The organism is Devosia sp. (assembly GCF_017307565.1).
In the GTDB taxonomy this organism is placed as follows: domain Bacteria; phylum Pseudomonadota; class Alphaproteobacteria; order Rhizobiales; family Devosiaceae; genus Devosia.
In genome coordinates this window covers 1-19078 of sequence record NZ_JAFKHD010000338.1, presented here as the reverse complement: position 1 = coordinate 19078, position 19078 = coordinate 1, and the positions used below count along the sequence as shown (strand labels likewise).

Sequence of the window (19078 nt, the reverse complement as noted above, 5' to 3'; positions counted from 1 at the left end):
CGATCACCGGCCACTGAAAGTGCAGCGATGCTTCCCGGGCCCGGGCAGCGCGGTTGTCGCGCTCGGCTTCGGGCATTGCCTCTATCCTTGCCACCAGGTCGGCAAAGTCGCTGAAGTCGGTATGCATGCGCAGGGCCACGTCACTTGCAAAGAGATCTGGCAGGTTGCAGGCGTCGGTCAGGACCGGGATACAACCATGCGCGATGGCTTCCAGTGCAGCCATGGGCAGGCCTTCGCTGAGCGAGGGGAGAATGAAGAACCGCGCCGCCGACAGGGCATGAGACTTGTTCATTCCCGAGAGTGCGCCGACAAAACGCACTCTTGCCGACTTGGCGCAGCGAGCGGCCACTTCGGCCTCATAGTCGGGTTGGCCCCAGCCGGCCAGCGTCAACGTCATGCGTTTGGCGTGTCTTTCCCAGGCCTCGATCAGCGGCAATACCTGCTTTTTCTCGTGCAATCGGCCGAGATAGAGGGCCCCAACGCCCTTGTCGGCGCTGGCAAAGGGGGCAGGGTCCACGCCATTGGGCAGGGTAAAGGTGCGATTGGCAAGTTCGGGCATGTAGTTACGCGCCGCTGCCGCCTCGTGCTCCGTCAGCGCATGAAGGTGAGCGCGCGCCAACATGGGGCGCTCAAAGAGCAGCGCATGAGGTCGCTTCAGCCACGGTCTTCTGGCGCGAATCCAGGGATCGAGCATGCCGCGTGGCGACACGACGACCCGGGTCTTCGGGGGAGCAAAGCGGCCGTGAAGCGAACTTGCGGACCACAGACCATGAATGTGCAGGATATCGGGCCGAAGCTGGGCGATCTTTTTCAGCATGGCGGCAGAAAAACCATACCCTATGGGGCCCAGTTCGTGCGTCAGCAAGGGCACCTTGCCCCAGACAGTGCGATCCTCGGCAAAGCTGCGCTCGGTTCCCCCGGCAACGATGACATCAACGCCGAGCCCTGTCATGGCACGGGCCAGGCCTGAAACGGAGTGGTAAAGGCCGCCGGCGGAACGGCCGAGGCGCGTCGAATAGTGAAGCACGATCATGGCCGCCTCTCTGTGTTGAAGGGCTGTCGTCTTGCAGGAAGCCAAAGTATCAGCACGATGGCGTAGCCGATCGTCTCGGCCGCGATGAAAACAAGTGGCTGGCCGTCGGCCACGGCGAGGCCGAAAAGTCCGAGTGAAGCAACGAGCACCAATGAGCCCAGCGCCAGCCTGTGCCGCACGGCAATCTGATGGGCATAAACGGCATTGGCGGACAGCTTTTCGAAGATCTGCCAGGCGATGAGAGTCAAGGCGAGGACGAGGGGGAGCCCAAGTCTGGCCGCCGCAAGCGCAACGAGTGCCCCAGCGACGAGGCAGATAGCGGTCTGCCCACTCAGGCTCAGTTTCATGTCGGCCCGGCTCTGCGCCAATTCGATCCGGCGCAGATAGTTAACAAGAGGCCCGGCGGCGTTGAACGCCTGCTTGGCGTAGATAACGAGGGCCGGAAGGGGGCCGGTGAAGGCGGCGCCGAGGATGAACATAACAGCCCGGCCATAGGCCTGTCCGATGCCCTGGGCGCAGGCAAAACTGACAATTTCGATCAGTGGCGGCCGAAAATCGCCGCCAATCTGCTGCTTTTCTCGCACCAGAAGATGATGGGCGGCAAAGAGTGCCAGCGTGCTCCAGAGCGCAGCGTGGCCGGCCGTGCGGGCATCCATTTCACCTGTGAGGCTCGCCGTCACAGCCAAGGGCAGCATCCAGCCGTTCTGCAGCGCCATGCTCCAGTGCTGCCAGCCGTGTCGGTCGAGATCTGCGTCCAGCAGAGGAAGGCGCAGCAGCAGGGCAGCGGCAAGCAAGGGCAGCAGAGCCAGGGTTTCGACAGGGGCGGTCAACCAGGCCAGAGGCAGAATGGCAAGAAGCACTGCCAGTACGCCTCCACGATAGACCAGATAGGCAGAGCGGATTGCGGAGGCGGCGTGGCGCTGACGCATGAGTGTCGGCGCCAGTCCAGAGCCGCCATCGAAGGCCAGGAAAATGAGGCCGATCAACCCGCCATATCTGGCAAGATCGAGCACTGCGTCGCCTTGTCCGGAGAGCAGCAGCCATGTCTGGGCCAGGAACATACAGCCGGCCGGTGCGGTGGCGAGGGCAAGACTTACGAGGAAACGAAAAGCCCTCATGCCAGCACCCGCTGAACGCGTGCTGGCGTGCCGAAGGCGAGGGCTCGCGCCGGAATATCGGTGTTCACGAGGCTGTGGGCGCCGATGATGGCATCATCGCCAATGGTGACGCCGGGCAGGACCGTGACCTGCCGGCCGATCCAGACATTGCGACCTATCTTCACCGCTTGAGCCTGAAAACCGCTTTCGAGCAGCGTGCGGCCCGCCTCGATCCGGTGATCGCTGTCCCGAATGCTGCAGTGGTCGCCGATGCGAGTACCGTCACCAACCGTAACAGAGAGGCGGGCGGACAGTATGGAGCCCTGATTGACCGAGACATCGCGCCCGATCACGAGAGAGCCCCCCTCGGCCACGGCGAGACTGATATTGGGTCCCAAAAAGACGCGATCGCCTATGCGGATCGATCCCGTCACACCGGCGCAGCGGATCGGTCCGGCGAAGGTAATGGTGCGGCCGAACTGGACCCATGAGAGGTAAATGTGACGATACCACAAGCCGCGGAGGGCATTGGCCGTCCGGTCTATGGCTTTGGTGAGATAGCGGCCGGGGCTGTGGGTCATCGCCATAGTGCCCTGGCCTGAAACCAATGGCGGGATGTGTTCCAGAGGGCCATCAGGCCCGCGGTAAACAACAGGATTGCGAGGCGGAAGATCGTCGTATCGAGGCCACCGCGCATGACGAAGATCGCCAGAAGCGGCAGGAGGCATACGACCAGCGCCTGGCTGACCAGTCCAAGCTGAGGCAGACGGCGATAGGCATTGTCCACGACGGCCAGCGTCCCTCCAAAGGCGATGCCTGTAGCCGCAACCCAAATCAGCCCTCCCGCCGCGAACGCTTCGCCGGCAAGGCCGGGCGTCAGGCCGCCGAGCGTATCTCTTGCTGCCATGAAGCGCAGCGCCCGGCTCAGCTGCAGTGGTTTTTCCGGGAAGAGGGCGCGCGGAAGCAATTGCAGGGCAGTCGTCCAGTAGTGCCCTACCTGATGGCCCGCCTCGTCGACGATGCGGGCGGCAAGGGCATACCCTTCCAGCAGCGAGAGTTGCGACAGGCTCATGAGTGTGGTGGCTGCCAGATCGGTCGTCTGGCCCTGGAGCGAAAGGCGGAAGCTGAGCGTCATGAGGCTCAGCAGGCCAGCCGCCAGGATGGGCATCAGAAGGCCACGCATGCCAAGCCGCCTATGACTGAGAAGGACCAGACCGAAGGCAATACCGGTGATCACGAACTGTGTTCGCCCGCCCAGCATCCAGAAGACCAGCAGAACGATTGCCATCGATAGCCATGGTTGCGCTGTGCGCCCGGCGGCGGCATGAACCGACTGGATTGTGGTGGTGAAGGCCGCGACGCAGGCGAGCGCATAGATGGTAGAGTGGAGCGGGCTTTCTACCGGGACCCGCAGAAAGCCGGCCTCGGCGAAGCCCGGCAGACCTCCTGGAGAAACGGCGATGAGGCCAGCAAGAATAAGCAACAGGAGGCCATGGATCCGGCGCGGGGGCGTACTGACGCGTTCTGGTGGCGGGGAAGGGGTTGGGGCACGGGCGAGCGCCCAGTATCCGAGATAGAAGGCCGGTCCGATGATGACTGCGATGGCAATCGCCGTGTCGCGATAGGCAACCAGGGTAGCGCTGGCGGCGGTCTCGTCGAACAGCGCGAGCGGCAGGGCGTGAAACAGCACGATCCCGCCACTGACGAAGACGAGGCCGGGCCGGTGTCGGAGCAAGCCAACGAACAATCCAAGGCCACCGGCAGCGAACAGGATGAGCGCCATGGTCATGGCGACTGCTCTTCGCCGATGGGCGCCTGCTGGCGGTGCCTCGCGAGCGCTTCGATATCGTTGACGAAGCGAGACAGGATCGTTTCGCGCCGCCAGCGCGTTTCGGCGCGATGTCTTGCCGTAAGGCCCAGCCCGGTTCGAAGCGCTGCGTTTGCGCATAGCTTCTCTATGGCGCTGGCGAGCGCGTCCGCTTCTCCGGGTGGCACTGCGAGGCCGCAATCGGCGATTTCGGCGTAGAGGCCGGTACCGGGTTCGGTGGTGGCAACGACCGGCCTTCCCGATGCCAGCATGTTCGTGAGCTTGCTGGGTAGAACGAGGTCGGCCGCTGCGGCTATCTGGGGCAGCAGGTGGACGGTGGCGAGCCCGAGCAGTTCCCCCAGCTCCTCGGCGGGCTGGAGGTCGAAGAACCGAATATTGTCGAGCCCCTTGGCCATCTCTTCGAGCTGGCCACGGTAGGGACCATTGCCGCAGATCACGAAGGTGAGGTCACGCCGCGATGTGAGGCGGCGGGCCGCCGACACCACGAGGTCCAGCCCTTGCTTGCGGCCCAGGGTGCCGGAGTAGAGCGCCACGTGCGGGGTCGCGATGCCCCATTTTTGGCGATAGGCCGAGGGCCTTTGGAGCGGCCTGACGTCATCGAGTTCCGCCCAGTTGCGGTGTTCGGCGACTTGAGCCGGGGCGAGGCCTCTTTGAACGATGCGCAGGCACATTGCGGGGGAGATTGAACTCACCCGGTCGTAGCTGCGCAAAACGCGACCCTCTATATCCGCGAGTACGCGCACGAGCGGGTTTTTGCGGCTGAGCAGGCTGGTGGCCAGGGCAACTTCGAGTTCGAGATCCTGCACGTGCAGCCAGGTGCTGGCGCCTGATAGGCGCGCAGCCAGAAGCCCCAGAGGTGCGGCCAAAAGGCTTGGAGCAATGGCAACGACACTGTCGGGTCGCCAGGCCAGCGCGTTGGTCAGCATCTGCGGAGTGGCGGTCAGCGCAAAACTCGCCTGATGCAGCAGCCGCGCAGGCCCGGTGGGATTTCGCGGTACATAGTGAGGCACGCGGTGAATAGTGAGATTTTTGTGCCTTTCGCTGTTCCACCAGCGCATGCCGGGCTTGGTCCGCCAATCGGGATAATAGGGGTTTCCGGCGATGGCTCGGACCGTGTGTCCCCGTTCCGCGAGAGCTTGGGCAAGGCCGGTCGTGTAAGGGCCGGTGCCGATCAGTTCGGGAGCGAAATTGAGACCGAGCAGCAGGACCTTCATGCTGGCTCTCTGGCCAGTTGTTCCCTGTACCAGGCATAGGTTTGCCGCAGCCCCCGGGCGAGCGTGACACGCGGGCGCCAGCCGAGTTGCCGCAGACGGCCGCTGTCGAGCAGCTTGCGCGGCGTGCCATCGGGCCGGTCTGGGTCGAGCGCAATGGCGCCGGCAAAGCCCACCGTCTGGCAGACCAGCCGCGCGAGCTCGATAAGCGCAATATCCTCGCCGTATCCGATATTGATCGGCTCGGCAGACGTGTAGTTCTCCAAGAGGAGCACGAGAGCGTTGGCACAATCGTCGACATGGAGGAATTCACGCCTTGTCGTGCCGGTTCCCCAGAGTTCGAAGGTGCTTTCGCGTCGGTGCCTGGCCTCATGCGCCTTGCGCAACAGGGCGGGCAGGACGTGGCCCGTGTCGAGATCAAAATTGTCGAATGGACCATAGAGATTGGTCGGCATGGCCGCGATGTAGTTGCGGCCGTGCTGCTCGCGATAGGCCGCGGCCAGCTTCACGGCGGCGATCTTGGCGATGGCATACCATTGGTTCGTGGGTTCGAGCGGGCCGCTCAGCAACGCGTCTTCGCCGATTGGCTGGGCAGCGTCGCGAGGATAGATGCAGCTGGAGCCAAGGAACAAGACGCGATCGATGTCGGCGGCGTGGGCGGCTCTGGCGATATTGAGATTGATTGCCAGGTTATCGCTCAGGAACCCAACGGGGTCGCGCATATTGGCCTGAATGCCGCCGACCCGGGCAGCGGCAACCACGATCGCGTCGGGTCGGGCACTACCGACAAAAGCCTCAACTTCAGCCTGTCGCGTCAGGTCGAGCGCCTGCCTGTCGGTGGTGAGCAGTGTGCAATTCTCGCCGGCGAGGCGACGCTGCAATGCCCGGCCGACCATACCGGTATGGCCGGTAATCCAGATGGTTTTCCCGTTCAAGGAAAAGCAAGGCTTTGGCTTGTCTACGCTCTGGTGGTCCGGGTCTGCCGGTTGTGCCCAGGCGTCACCCTTATGCTCTCCCGACATTTTTTGCCCCCGCCGTCTGAAGAGGGGACAAGTCTTCGGCCGATCACGTTTTGGGTCAATGCAGTATAAGTGATCCAGGTTAGGGGTATTTACGGATTTTTTACGATATTCCGTCCGATTTTTCCGGCGTAACATTGCCGCGCAGACCTATGAACGCACAGGTCATGCGGTACCTCCAAAGCAAAACCGCCCGGACTGGCCGGGCGGTTTTGTTCGTTTGGTGATGGGGTCGTCAGAATTCGTCCCAGTCTGCCGAGATGGCGGCATTGCCCTGGCTCAGATACTGCGTCTGGGCGGCGCGGGCCTTGGGCGCCGCAGCCGGGCGGCGCGCCGGTGCGACTTCGGCGACCTGCTGGGCCTGGTTGATGTGGAAGACGTCAACAATGGTGTCGAGCTCGTTGGCGCGGGCCTCGGTCTGCTCGATGGCGGCATTGGTTTCTTCCACCAGCGCCGCATTGTGCTGGGTCATCTCGTCCATCTGGCGCACGGCGACGTTGATCTCGTCGATGGCCTGAGCCTGCTGGCCGCTCTCGCGGGCAATTTCGGCCATCATGGCGCTGTTGTTGCGCAGCGCTTCGAGCATGGCGTCGAGCTTGCCGGCAGCGTCGGAGACGAGGCGTGCACCGCCATCGACTTCGCGGGCGCTTTCTTCGATCAGCGCCTTGACGTCCGATGAGGCTTCCGCGGCCGATTGGGCGAGACGGCGCACTTCCACGGCCACCACGGCAAAGCCCTTGCCGGCTTCACCGGCGCGGGCCGCTTCCACCGAGGCGTTAAGTGCCAGGAGGTTGGTCTGGAAGGCGATGTCGTCGATCATGCCGATGATGTTGGAGATCTTTTCGGACGCGGTGGTGATCCGTCCCATGGCCGAGGTTGCTTCGCCCATGACCCGGCCGCTTTCGATGGCCGACTGGGTCACGGCTTCCGCCGTGGTGCTGCCGCGCTGGGCGCGCTTGGCGTTTTCGGTCACGGCCGAAGCGAGCTGCTCCATCGTGGCCGAGGTTTCCTCGATGGTGGCGGCCTGGCGCGTCGTGCGCTCGCTGAGGTCGTTGGCCCCGGCGAGGATTTCGCCCGTTGCCACCTTCACGCCACGCGAGGTGGTGCGGAGGCGGGTTACGACATCGGTCAGGGTGTCGGCAACGCGGTTCATGTCGGTCTGCAGCTCAAGGAAAGCGCCCTGGTGCGCGCCGCTCATGCGCTGGGTCAGATTGGTGTCGGCAAGTGCTGCCAGAACCGAGCCGGCATCGGCGAGGCCAACGCGGACGCTCGACACCATGGCGTTGAAATTGCGCGCGATGCGAACGATGTCTTCGTCTTCGAAGCGTGTGGTGATCGAGCGACTGAAATCGCCGGCCATTGCGGCTTCGACGACGTCGTCGAACTCGTTCTGGAAGGTTTCCATGGTGCGGGTGCGCGCTGCGGTGCGCAGGGCGGCGGCCTGCTCTTCGGCAGACATGGAAGCCATCTTGATGCCGTTGTCCTTGAAGACCTGCACGGCCTGAGCCATTTCGCCGATTTCGTCGGCTCGTTCGAGGCCCGGCACTTCGGTTTCGAACTTGCCTTCCGAGAGGTCGCGCATAGCCAGGGTCAGCTTGCCGATCGGACGGCCGAGCTGGGCGGTGCCGAGGTAAAGCGCGGCGCCGGTGCCGGCGAGAATGCCAATGCCGGCGGTGATCAGCAGCAGCATGCGCATGGTGCCTTCGAAGCCGACGATTTCCGCCTGGATGGTTTGGTAGGATACGAGGTCCTCGGCGACAATGGCGTCGATATCGGCCTGGAAGGCCTTGCGGTTGGCACGGTTGTCTTCGTTATTGCCCTGCGCATTCGCCTGGGCCGGGTCGACGTCCCGGCCAAGCCGGGCGGTTTCGGCGCGGAAGGCGCGGAATTCGACGGCCTTGGCGGCCATGGCGTCGAAGCTGGCGAGCTCCTGCTGTTCGACCAGTGGGCGCCACTCGCCGATGACGCGGTCGATCGCGTCGAGCTGGGTCATGATGCCTTCGGCGAACTGGACGGCTTTGGTGGTGTCGGCTGCCGCATAGATACCGCGTGCTTCCATGACCACGGCGGTCACGTGGCGGTTGAGCGACTCGCCGTAGAGAGCTCGCTTGGACGAGTTATCAAGCCGTTGAATCTGATGTTCGTATTCGGCGACAACAAAGAGGCCGATACCGGTGATCAGCGCGGCGACAACGCCCATGATGCCGACGATAGACAATACCTTGCCGCGAATGCGCATGCGACAATACCTTTTCACACTTCGCCGTGGGGTACGGCACTGGTTTTGCCGCCCTCTCTCAATGTCAGATTTGTGACAATGCGTGTTCTGATTGCGAAGTGGGCGGTCTACCCACTCAAGGTAACTATTTTTCTCTTAATGTATGGTGAAGCACTTATGAATTGCCTAAATCATGGGCAGTAAGAAGACTTTCCGAAGTAAGTCATCGACTAGCCGATGGCTCGTTTCAAGGCGTTCACACGGGTTCCGTCGGTCATTCGGCGGCCTGGGCTGACAAAGCCGAGCCGGGTTGCCAGCGGGCTGTCGCCGGCTATGGGGCCGGAGCAGGAGCCATGGATGGCCCCGAGCGGGGCAGCGGCGAGGATGGTTCCGACATTGGCGGCGCTGATGCCTGCGCCTGCCATGATGGTGATCCGCCCGGCGGCGGCCTTGTGGGCGAGCACGAGATCGTCGAGTCCGGCAAGCGCCGAGGAGCCGCGGCCCGAGGTGAGGATGGTGTCAAAGCCGAGCGCCACAGCCTGCTCGACGGCTTCGGCAATGTCGGGCACCAGATCGAAGGCGCGATGCAGGGTTTTCCGAAGGCCCTGGCTGGCCTCCACCAATGTGCCAAGCATGTCGAGATCGAGTGCGCCATCGGGGCGATTGGCGCCGAGAACGACGCCTTCGAGGCCATGCGCGCGGGCTGCCGCAATATCGGCGCGCATCATGTCGAGATCGTCCGCAGTGAAGACGAAGTCACCGGCGCGGGGCCGGATCATGACACGGGCGGAAACGCCCATTTCGGCTGCAAGAGCCAGCAGGCCCGAGGTGGGCGTCAACCCGCCCAGTTCGAGCGCCGAACAGAGTTCTATCCGGTCCGCGCCACTGGCGCTGGCCGTGCGCAGTCCGGCGGCGGTGTCGACGCAGATTTCGAGAAGGGTCATGCCGTGGCTCCCGCAAGCCCGAGGGCAGCCGCGCCGATCAGTCCGGCATCCGCAGTCAATTGAGCGGGCACCACGAGCGGCCGGTCGAGCTTTCGCAAGATACGCGGCCGCACCGCGGCGTCGAGCCGGGCAATCAGTTCGTGGCTGTTTCCAAGCCCCCCGCCCACGGCGATGATATCGGGTCCGACGATGTTGACGACGAGCGCCAGCGGCTGGGCCACCAGCTCGATGAAGAGATCGATCGTCTGGCCCGCCGCCGCTTCGCCTGCAAGCCAGGCCGAAACGACGGCCGTGCTGGCAAGGTCCGCGCCATGGAGATGCCGGTGCAGGCGCTCCAGGCCCCGTGCGCCGCCGACGGTGTCGAGGCAACCGGAAAGTCCGCAGCCGCAGGGGAAGTGCGGCAGGTCAAAGGGCGGCACGCTGACCTTGGTGGCAACGATGGTGCCGTGGCCCCATTCGCCGCCGAGCCCGGCAGCCCCGGGATGGAGGCGCTTGTCGACGACGATGCCGCCGCCCACACCCGTTCCCATGATGGCGCCGAAGACGACGCGATGCTCGCGCCCGGCGCCGGCCGTGGCTTCGGCGAGCACGAAGCAGTCCGCGTCATTGGCGACGAAAACCGGGCGATCCAGCAGCGCCTTGAGTTCGCTCGCCAGTTCGCGCCCGTCGATGCAGGGGATATTGGCGCAAGTGACATGGCCATTGGCCGGGTCGACCACGCCTGTCACCGAAATGGCCACGGGCGCACCGGCCGGGGCGCCACCTGCGGTGATCAGCCCGGAAATGGCGGCGACGAAGGCGGGAAAATCATCGCGCGGCGTCGGCACGCGGCCAAGCGGGGTCAACTGGTCCGGCGTCAGGGCCGTGGCGCCCTTGATCGTCGTGCCGCCGATATCGAAGCAGGTGATCATGAGAGGTCTTGTTCTCCGCGTCCGGCGCGGTTGGGATGATGGCTGCGACACTAGCGGCTCAGCAAAGGCGGGGCCAGCGCTGCCGCGTGGCTTTCCCACACCGCCGAAACTGGCTAAGGATCGCCCGCGACAAGGTGGAAGGGTCGGAATTTGGCGCGATGCGCAATCATTGGCGGCGGGCCTGCCGGGCTGATGGCCGCCGAAGTCCTGGCAGATGCCGGCGAGGCGGTGACGCTTTTCGAAGCCATGCCGACCGTCGGGCGAAAGCTGCTGATGGCCGGCAAGTCGGGCCTCAACATCACCCATTCCGAAAGTCACGCCGACCTTCTCACCCGCTACGGCGCCGCGCGGCCAAGGCTCGAAGCCGCGCTTGACGCTTTCACCGGCGAAGACCTGCGGCAGTGGTGCCTCGGCCTTGGCGTCGAAACCTTTGTCGGCTCCTCTGGCCGCGTCTTTCCCGTGGCGATGAAGGCCTCGCCGCTCTTACGCGCCTGGCTTGCCCGGCTCGCGGCAAAGGGCGTCGAAATCCGCACGCGGCATCGCTGGCTGGGGTTTGGTGCCGACGGCGCCCTGCGCTTCGAAACGCCCGATGGCGAACAGCAGTTCTCCTTCGATGCCGTGTTGCTGGCGCTGGGTGGTGCCAGCTGGCCCAAGCTCGGCTCCGATGCCGCCTGGCTGCCATGGCTGGCCGGGAAGGGAGTTGCAGCCCAGCCCTTCATGCCCGCCAATTGCGGCTTCGAAGTCGGCTGGAGCGAGAACTTTGTCGAGCGCTTTGCCGGTGCGCCGCTCAAATCGGTCACGGCTACCAGCGCTTTGGGCACCTTGCCCGGCGAATTCGTCGTCAGCCGCTGGGGCATCGAGGGGAGCCTCGTCTACGCCCATTCCGCCGTGCTGCGCGATGTCCTCCTTGCCGAGGGCTCTGCGGTCCTGACAGTCGACCTCATGCCCGGACGCTCGCAGGAGCGCCTTGCCCGCGATCTCGCCCGCCAGCCGACAAAACTCAGCTTTTCCAATCGGTTGCGCAAGGGGGCGGGGCTTGAGCCTGTCAAGGCGGCGTTGCTGCGCGAGTGCCGGCCCGATGCCAACAGGCTCGATCCCGAGGCCCTCGCCTCGGCGATAAAATCCGTCGCCATTCCGCTGCGCCGCACGCGCCCGATTGCCGAGGCCATTTCCTCCGCGGGCGGCGTGGCCTTCTCCGCCATTGACGAGCATTTCATGCTCAAGGCTTTGCCAGGCGTCTTTGCCGCCGGCGAAATGCTCGATTGGGAAGCGCCGACCGGGGGCTATCTCCTCACAGCCTGCTTTGCCACGGGGCGCGCCGCGGCCGGCGGCATGCTCGACTATCTGCGCCGGGCTCCTTAGCGGTAGCCCGCGGCCTGCAGTTCGAAGAGCTCGGCATAGCGGCCGCCGCGGGCCAGCAGTTCTTCATGCGAACCGGCCTCCAGAATGGCGCCGTCTTCAAGCACCAGGATCCGGTCGGCCATGCGCACGGTCGAAAAACGGTGCGAAATGATCACCGCCGTCTTGCCGCTGGCGAGGCCCTTGAAGCGCGCAAACACCTCAGCCTCGGCCTTGGCGTCGAGCGCTGCGGTCGGCTCGTCGAGAATGATCAGCTCGGCATCGCGCATATAGGAGCGGGCGATGGCGACCTTCTGCCACTCGCCGCCCGAGAGGTCGCGACCCTGCTTGAACAACCGCCCCAATTGCTGGTCATAGCCCTTGGGCAGCTTGGCGATGACCGCGTGGGCAAGGCTCTGCTCGGCGGCCTGGTCAATGCGCGGCTGGTTGTCCTTTTCCTCGACGCGGCCGACCCCGATATTGTCGCGCGCCGAAAAACTGTAGCGGATGAAATCCTGGAAGATGACGCCGAGATGGGCGTGGATATCGGCCGGGGCCATGTCCTTCAGGTCGATCCCATCGATGGTGATGTGGCCCTCGCTCGGGTCATAGAGCCGCGCCAGCAGTTTGACGATCGTTGTCTTGCCCGCGCCATTCTCGCCCACCAGCGCCAGGGTCTCCCCGGCATTGAGGGTGAAGGAGAGGCCGCGGATCACCCAGTTCTCGGTCTCGGGATAGCGGAAGCCGACATTGTCGAAGCGGATGCCCCGCTGGATCGGTACCGGGAAAGCCTTGGGGTGGGCCGGCGCCAAAACTTCCGGCTCGATCTCGAAGAAGGAGAAGAGATCGTCGAGGAACATGGACTGCCCGGCGATCTGGGTGAAACCGAGCAGGATTTTCTGGAACAGCCCATTGAGCCTCAGGAAGGAGCCCGAAAGGAAGGCGAGGTCACCAATGGTGAATTCGCCGGTCACCGTGCGCCAGACGATGAAGGCATAGGCGGCATAATAGGCGAGGGTGGAAATGGCAGCAAAGAGCGCGCCCCAGATGGCCCGCAGAAAGGCGATACGCCGGTTTTCGAGAAAGATCTCGTCCGCCAGCTTCTTGAACCGCTCGATGAGAAAGCCGCCGAGCCCGAACAGCTTGATTTCCTTGGCCGTCTCGGCGCTCGCCCCGATATAGCGGAGATATTCGAGCTCCCGTCGCTCCGGCGTGCGCCATCGGCTGACCATATAGGCCATGGTGTTGAAGCGCGTTTCGCCCCAGATCGAGGGAATGAAACTCACAGGCAATAGCAGGATCAGCCAGGGGGCATAGACGAAAAGGCCGGCGGCCAGCGTCAGCACCGTGATCATGTCCTGCGCCTGGCCAAACAGCTGACTCAGTAGCGCATTGCGACCTGCCGCCTGGCGGCGGGCCCGCTCGAGCCGGTCCTGATACTCGGCGGATTCAAAATGCATGAGGTCGAGCTGGGCGGCGTGGGCCATCAATTCGACGCTGATCTGGTTGGAATGGAGTTCGGAGAGAATGGAATCGACCAGTCCCGTCGCCCGGCCAATGGCGTCATTGGCAAGAACCAGCACCATTTCGAGCGCCAGCAGCCAGAAGACCCAGTTGAGCAGCCCCGCATTCCACCAGTCGAGCAGGCTGGGGCCGGGCGAGGGGATCCCGGTCAGGCGCACCACTTCGTCGACGATCAGCTTTGCCGCATAGAGCACGGCAATGGGTTGCAGCGCGGCGATGAGGCGCAGGCCGATGCTGGCCGCGGTCATCACGCGGCTCGTGCGCCAGATCTGCGAAATCAGTCGCCCAAGGAGGCGGAGATTTTCGAGGCGCTGTCTGAAACTGGGGGCATTTTCTGGAATGGGCGGAGGCCTGCGCCCTGGTAGGTCGGTCATGGGCTCACCATAACGCCGCCCGGAGGCGGCGCATATATAAGACTTGGTAATGTTTGAGGCTGCTCAGCTTTCGACGGCGAGCGCGGCGGCCACATCCGGCGGCGTCCAGCCTTCGGGCTTTAGCACCTTGCCATCGGCGCGCTTGATCACCTTGCCGGTCGCGGGATCAACCTTGGCCATGTTCGAACGATGCACTTCGGCCCATACCCGATCGAGGGGAATGCCGAATTCGAGCGCCGCACCAACCGCGACATAGATCACATCGGCCAGACCATCGGCGATCTTTTCCATGTCGCCGCGCTCGATGGCTTCAACCGTCTCCTGGCATTCTTCCATCAGAAGCGCCGAGCGCAGCGCCGCCCGCTCCGGTATGAATTGCGGTTTTGGCAGCACCGGCAGGTCGCACGCATGGTGAAAGCCGGCGACGTCGTCGAGGAGGGTTTTCATGGTTTTGTTCTCGCAAGGTTGTTTGGCGTTTGCTGGGGCCACCCCACCTCACCCTTAGGAGGGAGGACGGCCCGCAGGGCCGGGCGAGGGGGGGCCTCCGCTGCGTCGCCAAAGACGCAACGGCCCTATCGCAAATTCCGCAGGAACCCGGCGAGGTCCCCGGTCACATGGTGTACATGCGGGCCGGTCGAACGGCCCAGTTCCCAGGATTCCACCTGGTCATGGACAAAATCCTCGCCGGCCACGACCTGCACGGTCGACATGCCGATTTCATGCGGCACGACGAGGTTCTTCTCGAGATCGTCGAACATGACGGCCCGCTGTGGGTCGATGCCATGGCGCGCGAGAAAACCGTCATAGGCCTCGCGATGCGGCTTGGGCACATAGGTCATGGCGCGGATGTCATAGACATCCTCAAATAGGTCCGGGTCACCCAGACGCCCCAGAACGGAGCGGGCATGGCCGGTATCGCCATTGGTCAGGATGAATTTTCGGCCGGGCAGGGCGCGAATGGCCTCGATCAGCGCGGGATGCGGATCGACCGGGGCATAGTCGATGGCGTGGACGGTGTTGAGAAAGTGGTCGGGGTCGATCGAGTGCCGGTTCATCAGCCCGTTGAGGGTTGTGCCGAAGTCTCGGTAGTAGACCTTCTGCAGCGAGCGGGCCGCCTCGAAATCGAGACTCGTCACGTTCATCACATAGTGGGTGATACGCACATCGATCTGCGCGAACAGATTGCACTCACGCGGATAAAGCGTGTTGTCGAGATCGAACACCCAGTCGGTGATATGATTGAGGTTTTTGGGGGCAGCGGTTGTCATCGGCCCATTGTGCCACAGGATGGCAGCGAGTTCACCTGTGGAAGCGAGCCTCCGGGGGGGAGGCTCGCCAGATTGTCAGCTTACTCTGCGGCTTCGTTCGCCTTGACGGCGAGGCCGAGGGCCGAGATCAGGCCGGCCGGGTTGGCGGCAGCGGCGCTGAGGACCAGAAGCGTGGTCGGGGTTGCCGGACGAACGGCAATCTCGATGCTCTTGGGATCGTCGAGGAAGGTGTTGATCGCGGGCACGACGAGATCGGTCAGGGCCGGGATACCTGCCTGGCCGACGAGCTGGGGTGCCATGGCCTTGAGGCCGGCGACGAAGGTGGCGCGATCCGAACCCGACTGGGCAGCGAACATGTCGAGCAGCTTGGGGGTGAGGCCCGCATCGTCATAGCGGAGGCTGGAGCTGGTCAGGGTCAGGGCCTGGAGCAGTTCCATGCCGACCATCATCTGCTTGGCCTGGGCTTCCTCGCTCGGCGCGCCGGCGGACGCTGCCTGCATGCCGTAGATCTTGTCGAGAACAGCCGGGGTGAAGCCGGAGATATCAGCACGGAAGTTGAGCGCGCCAATGTCGGCGAAGTCGAAGCGGAAGTCTTCGATCACCATATGGCCGTCGGCCATGCTCCAGCTCATCTTCTGGTTGATGTCGCCGTTGATCTCGGTGAGGCCGAGGGCCTGGATCACCGGGCCGGCTTCGGCGTCTTCTTCCGAAACGGTCTTGAGATCAGCCCAGATGCCGTTCACAGCGAAGGTCGAGTCGATGTTGGAGAGGGCATCGGCGTCGTCATAGGAGAACTCGTTGGTCGCTTCGATGGAATCGACCGAGAGGAAGTCCGCGCCGTCGCGGGTCACCTTGAGCGCGCCAGTGGTGAAGCTGCCGACGGATTCGAGCAGGGCAGTGATGTTCACCTGGTCGGCGGGCGGCAGGTAGATGTCATTGGCGACGATGTCGACCAGCGAAACATGGCCCTTCGGGTCGTCCGAGAAATCGGTGTCGACATCGGGAATGGTCAGCGAGTCGGCGATGAAACCACCGTTCTCTGCATCGGCGACACCGGTGAAGGTCAGCGTGGTGTCGATGCTCCAGGTCTCGGTGTCGGCACCGGTCAGGGCGACCTTGGCGCCATCGACCGTAATGGTATCGCCATCGAGCTTGGCGGCACCGAACTGAATATCATAGCCGCCGAGCTTGTAGACCGCAGCGATACGATCGACGAATTCCTGTGCGTCGAGCGCCATGGCAGGCTGCATCAGCGCAAGCGTGGCCATGCCAGATGCCAGCATCAGGCCCTGGATCTTGTTGATTCTCATCATGGTCTGCGTCTTCCTCGATGTTGTGAAGGGCGCGGTCGTCCTGTCCAACCCCCGCGCTGTCCCCCGGTTTGGTTACCCCTTGGGGCAAGTGAATTGCAGTCGATGTGCGGCAGAATTGCGTCCGCAGCTATACTGCTGATTTATTTCGTCACCATGTCGAACTCGATTTACGGAAATCGGTTCAATTTGTTTCAAGAAATTGTCGATAGGCCGGATTTTCCGTTTCGTCCCAATAGGGAAAGCCGATCGCGTCGATATGGGCGTAGAAGTCCCTACGGGTCTCGGGTGGCACCTGCACGCCCACCAGCACACGGCCATAATCGGCGCCATGATTGCGGTAATGGAACAGCGAGATGTTCCAGGCGTCATTCAGCCCTTCGAGGAATTTCAGCAATGCTCCGGGCCGCTCGGGGAATTCGAAGCGGAAGACCACTTCGTGGCTGAGCCCGCTGACGCGACCACCCACCATGTAGCGCACATGGAGCTTGGCGACCTCGTTGTCGGTCATGTCGGTGACCGCCAGGCCATTGCCGGTGAGGAGGTCGATGATCTCGCGCTTTTCCTTGTCGGCGCCGGTCAGCTTCACGCCCACGAAAATGTGGGCGTCCTGGCCGTGGGCATAGCGATAGTTGAATTCGGTGATGGCGCGGCGACCAAGAAGGCGCATGAAGGCGCGGTAGCTGCCGGGCTTTTCGGGGATAGTTACCGCGAGCAGGGCCTCGGCGCGCTCGCCGATTTCGGCCCGCTCGGCCACATAGCGCAAGCGGTCGAAATTGACGTTGGCGCCCGAATTGATGGCGATCAGGCTCCCCTTGGGGGCCGCGCCCATTTCGATATGGCGCCGGAGGCCGGCGAGGGCCAGCGCGCCGGCCGGTTCGGCAATGGCGCGCATGTCATCGAAAATGTCCTTGATGGCGGCGCAGATTTCGTCCGCGTTCACCGTAATGATGCCATCGAGCAGGTCGCGGCAGATGCGGAAGGTTTCTTCGCCCACTTCGCGCACCGCAACGCCGTCGGCAAAGAGCCCAACCTCGTTGAGCGTCACCGGATGCCCCGCAGAGATGGCGGCCTTCATGCTCGCCGACTCTTCGGGCTCGACGCCGATGACCTTGATCTCGGGGCGGAGGAATTTGACGAAGGCGGCGATGCCGGCGGCAAGGCCGCCCCCGCCGATCGGCACATAGATGGCGCCGATATCGCCGGGATGCTGGCGCAGCAGTTCCATGCCGATCGTGCCCTGGCCGGCGATGACATCGGGATCATCGAACGGATGCACGAACACGTAGCCGTGCCGTTCCGCCAGCCCCGCCGCATGAGCGCGGGCAGCGTCGAACCCGTCGCCAAACAGCACCACTTCGCCGCCTAGGCGCTTCACCGCGCCGATCTTGATCTCGGGGGTCGTGGTCGGCATGACGATGATCGAGCGCACGCCGAGCCGTGTAGCCGACAGCGCTACGCCCTGGGCGTGATTACCCGCAGAGGCGCAGATGACGCCCCGCGCGCGTTCCTCGGCTGTCAGCTGGCTCATGCGGTTATGCGCGCCGCGAATCTTGAAGGAAAAGACCGGCTGCAGGTCTTCGCGCTTGAGCAGAATGTCCTGGCCGAGCTTGGTGGAGAGCAGGCGCATCGCGTCGAGCGGCGTCTCCTCTGCAACTTCGTAAACCGCTGAGGTCAGGATTTTGCGGACGTAATCGGTCATGGCACGGCTTTCGACAATTCGCGGCTGATGGACGCCTGCTGACACCAAATGTCAACGCCCGGTCATAAGAAGAGCGCATGCGTTTCCGGCATGGCACGTTTTCTCAATCAAATGATTGATTGATAATTTTCGTCGGTATATCAACGCCCGTCCGATCCGAACCCCGAGCCATCCCGCGTGTGCCCCGAACAGTCTTCCAACCCCAGGCGCGAAAGCGGCGACGAACGCCGCATCGCCATTGCCAAGGCGGCCCGGGCCCTGATCATCGAGAAGGGCCTCGAAGGCCTGCGCACGCGCGACATTGCCGAGCGTGTCGGCATCAATATCGCGACGCTCCACTATCATGTGCCGAGCAAGGAAGCGCTGGTGGCGCTCGTTGCCGAATCCCTGCGCGCCGATTTCAAGGCACAGGCCCTGCGCCATCCCCGGGCCGATCAGCCCGGTCTCCTGCAATTGCGGATCGAGTTCAACGAGTTCCGCGAGATCGTGGCCGAAATGCCCGAATTGATCGGTGTATTGAGTGAGCTCGTCGACCGGGCCCGGCGCGATGCCTCGATCGCCGACATCATCCTGCCCATGCAGGCTTTCTGGACCAGCCAGTTCGCGGACATCTTCCGTACCGGCATTGCCGACGGCTCCATGCGCCGCTCGATCGATCCGGAAGCCGCCGCCGTCGCCGTTACCGCCGCACTCTCCGATTGCTGGCGCCCTCATCGGCGCAATCAGCTCGACGCCGTCATGGCCGAGCTCGAACGCGCCTTTTCCGCTTCTCCTGTTTCACAAGGATAAATCCATGTCCGCCCATCACGCCCATGCCGGTGATGCACCGCCCGATCCGCGCCGCTGGATCGGCCTTTTCGTGCTGCTCATCGCCAATTTCATGAACCTGATCGACGTCACCATCGTCAATGTGGCGCTGCCCTCCATGCGCCAGAGCCTCGGGGCCACCGACAGCCAGATCGAATGGGTCGTCGCCGCCTATGTGCTCGCCTTCGCCCTTGGCCTCCTGCCCTTCGGGCGTCTTGGCGACATCGTAGGCCGCACCCGCATGTTCCTGTGGGGCGTCGCCGGGTTTACCGCGGCCTCGGCGCTGTGCGGCTTTGCCAGCTCTATCGAAATGCTGATCGTCGCCCGCGTCATTCAGGGCCTCGCCGGCGCCATGATGACCCCGCAGGTGCTGGCCATCGCCACCGTGACCTTCCCGCCGCACGAACGCGGCCAGGCCTTCTCGCTGTTCGGCCTTTCCGCCGGTCTCGCCTCGTTCTGCGGCCCGATCCTGGGAGGTCTGCTCATCGAGGCCC

The 19078-nt window shown here is 63.7% G+C and carries 17 protein-coding genes; 3 read left to right on the top strand and 14 right to left on the bottom strand.

Translation table 11 applies throughout. The features are described 5' to 3' along the window. The 9 genes from J0I64_RS12875 to J0I64_RS12835 form a co-directional block, all read right to left on the bottom strand. The coding region (locus J0I64_RS12875) for a glycosyltransferase (protein ID WP_291408822.1) at positions 1 to 1033 on the bottom strand (1033 nt) is incomplete at its 3' end. After that, the gene (locus J0I64_RS12870) at positions 1030 to 2151 is read right to left on the bottom strand and encodes a hypothetical protein (RefSeq protein ID WP_291408820.1); all 1122 of its coding nucleotides are present in this window, start codon (positions 2149 to 2151) and stop codon (positions 1030 to 1032) included. The genes J0I64_RS12870 and J0I64_RS12875, both read right to left, overlap by 4 nt. Next, positions 2148 to 2711, bottom strand: coding sequence for an acyltransferase (locus J0I64_RS12865; protein WP_291408818.1), 564 nt, complete (start codon positions 2709 to 2711; stop codon positions 2148 to 2150). The genes J0I64_RS12870 and J0I64_RS12865 overlap by 4 nt, the downstream gene beginning before the upstream one ends. After that, the gene (locus tag J0I64_RS12860) at positions 2708 to 3919 is read right to left on the bottom strand and encodes a hypothetical protein (RefSeq protein WP_291408816.1); all 1212 of its coding nucleotides are present in this window, start codon (positions 3917 to 3919) and stop codon (positions 2708 to 2710) included. The genes J0I64_RS12865 and J0I64_RS12860 overlap by 4 nt, the downstream gene beginning before the upstream one ends. After that, positions 3916 to 5172, bottom strand: a complete 1257-nt coding sequence (locus tag J0I64_RS12855) for a WcaI family glycosyltransferase (protein ID WP_291408813.1) — start codon at positions 5170 to 5172, stop codon at positions 3916 to 3918. The genes J0I64_RS12860 and J0I64_RS12855 overlap by 4 nt, the downstream gene beginning before the upstream one ends. Continuing rightward, the gene (locus J0I64_RS12850; RefSeq protein WP_291408811.1) at positions 5169 to 6104 is read right to left on the bottom strand and encodes a GDP-L-fucose synthase; all 936 of its coding nucleotides are present in this window, start codon (positions 6102 to 6104) and stop codon (positions 5169 to 5171) included. Before J0I64_RS12850 ends, J0I64_RS12855 begins: the two co-directional genes overlap by 4 nt. Before the next feature lie 319 nt (positions 6105 to 6423). Beyond that, positions 6424 to 8427 carry a methyl-accepting chemotaxis protein gene (locus tag J0I64_RS12845; protein ID WP_291408809.1) on the bottom strand — a complete coding sequence of 668 codons (2004 nt, stop codon included), beginning with the start codon at positions 8425 to 8427 and terminating at the stop codon, positions 6424 to 6426. 209 nt (positions 8428 to 8636) lie between these two features. Beyond that, the gene (locus J0I64_RS12840) at positions 8637 to 9350 is read right to left on the bottom strand and encodes a copper homeostasis protein CutC (protein ID WP_291408807.1); all 714 of its coding nucleotides are present in this window, start codon (positions 9348 to 9350) and stop codon (positions 8637 to 8639) included. Next, a complete protein-coding gene (locus J0I64_RS12835) occupies positions 9347 to 10261 on the bottom strand; it encodes an ROK family protein (RefSeq protein WP_291408805.1) in 915 nt (304 codons plus the stop codon). Before J0I64_RS12835 ends, J0I64_RS12840 begins: the two co-directional genes overlap by 4 nt. Before the next feature lie 150 nt (positions 10262 to 10411). On the opposite strand from J0I64_RS12835, the gene J0I64_RS12830 reads away from it, so the two are divergent. Further along, positions 10412 to 11623: a TIGR03862 family flavoprotein gene (locus J0I64_RS12830; RefSeq protein WP_291408803.1), complete on the top strand. Its 1212-nt coding sequence runs from the start codon at positions 10412 to 10414 to the stop codon at positions 11621 to 11623. Here J0I64_RS12830 and J0I64_RS12825 read toward each other — a convergent pair. The 5 genes from J0I64_RS12825 to ilvA all read right to left on the bottom strand — a co-directional run bounded on the left by J0I64_RS12825 (position 11620) and on the right by ilvA (position 17777). Next, entirely contained in the window at positions 11620 to 13371 is a 1752-nt protein-coding gene (locus J0I64_RS12825; protein ID WP_291408801.1) for an ABC transporter ATP-binding protein, read from the bottom strand. The two genes, J0I64_RS12830 and J0I64_RS12825, sit on opposite strands and share 4 nt — an antisense overlap. Positions 13372 to 13560: 189 nt before the next feature. Continuing rightward, on the bottom strand, positions 13561 to 13944 hold the full coding sequence (locus tag J0I64_RS12820) for a nucleoside triphosphate pyrophosphohydrolase family protein (protein WP_291408799.1): 384 nt from the start codon (positions 13942 to 13944) through the stop codon (positions 13561 to 13563). A 125-nt stretch (positions 13945 to 14069) separates the two neighbouring features. Then, positions 14070 to 14765 carry a pyrimidine 5'-nucleotidase gene (locus tag J0I64_RS12815; protein WP_291408797.1) on the bottom strand — a complete coding sequence of 232 codons (696 nt, stop codon included), beginning with the start codon at positions 14763 to 14765 and terminating at the stop codon, positions 14070 to 14072. A gap of 80 nt (positions 14766 to 14845) precedes the next feature. After that, positions 14846 to 16078, bottom strand: coding sequence for a hypothetical protein (locus J0I64_RS12810; RefSeq protein WP_291408795.1), 1233 nt, complete (start codon positions 16076 to 16078; stop codon positions 14846 to 14848). Between the two features lie 181 nt (positions 16079 to 16259). After that, a complete protein-coding gene (ilvA, locus tag J0I64_RS12805) occupies positions 16260 to 17777 on the bottom strand; it encodes a threonine ammonia-lyase, biosynthetic (protein WP_291408793.1) in 1518 nt (505 codons plus the stop codon). 177 nt (positions 17778 to 17954) lie between these two features. On the opposite strand from ilvA, the gene J0I64_RS12800 reads away from it, so the two are divergent. Together J0I64_RS12800 and J0I64_RS12795 are read left to right on the top strand one after the other, a co-directional pair. Continuing rightward, a complete protein-coding gene (locus J0I64_RS12800) occupies positions 17955 to 18566 on the top strand; it encodes a TetR/AcrR family transcriptional regulator (protein WP_291408791.1) in 612 nt (203 codons plus the stop codon). Positions 18567 to 18570: 4 nt separating this feature from the next. Beyond that, positions 18571 to 19078 (top strand): MFS transporter (locus tag J0I64_RS12795; RefSeq protein ID WP_291408789.1); only part of this gene is annotated, 508 nt, incomplete at its 3' end.

Bases quoted from the DNA above. Each gene is read 5' to 3' on its own strand.
- J0I64_RS12870 (WP_291408820.1), bottom strand. From the start codon at position 2,151: ATGAGGGCTTTTCGTTTCCTCGTAAGTCTTGCCCTCGCCACCGCACCG.
- J0I64_RS12865 (WP_291408818.1), bottom strand. From the start codon at position 2,711: ATGACCCACAGCCCCGGCCGCTATCTCACCAAAGCCATAGACCGGACG.
- J0I64_RS12860 (WP_291408816.1), bottom strand. From the start codon at position 3,919: ATGACCATGGCGCTCATCCTGTTCGCTGCCGGTGGCCTTGGATTGTTC.
- J0I64_RS12855 (WP_291408813.1), bottom strand. From the start codon at position 5,172: ATGAAGGTCCTGCTGCTCGGTCTCAATTTCGCTCCCGAACTGATCGGC.
- J0I64_RS12845 (WP_291408809.1), bottom strand. From the start codon at position 8,427: ATGCGCATTCGCGGCAAGGTATTGTCTATCGTCGGCATCATGGGCGTT.
- J0I64_RS12840 (WP_291408807.1), bottom strand. From the start codon at position 9,350: ATGACCCTTCTCGAAATCTGCGTCGACACCGCCGCCGGACTGCGCACG.
- J0I64_RS12835 (WP_291408805.1), bottom strand. From the start codon at position 10,261: ATGATCACCTGCTTCGATATCGGCGGCACGACGATCAAGGGCGCCACG.
- J0I64_RS12825 (WP_291408801.1), bottom strand. From the start codon at position 13,371: ATGACCGCGGCCAGCATCGGCCTGCGCCTCATCGCCGCGCTGCAACCC.
- J0I64_RS12820 (WP_291408799.1), bottom strand. From the start codon at position 13,944: ATGAAAACCCTCCTCGACGACGTCGCCGGCTTTCACCATGCGTGCGAC.
- J0I64_RS12815 (WP_291408797.1), bottom strand. From the start codon at position 14,765: ATGACAACCGCTGCCCCCAAAAACCTCAATCATATCACCGACTGGGTG.
- J0I64_RS12810 (WP_291408795.1), bottom strand. From the start codon at position 16,078: ATGATGAGAATCAACAAGATCCAGGGCCTGATGCTGGCATCTGGCATG.
- ilvA (WP_291408793.1), bottom strand. From the start codon at position 17,777: ATGACCGATTACGTCCGCAAAATCCTGACCTCAGCGGTTTACGAAGTT.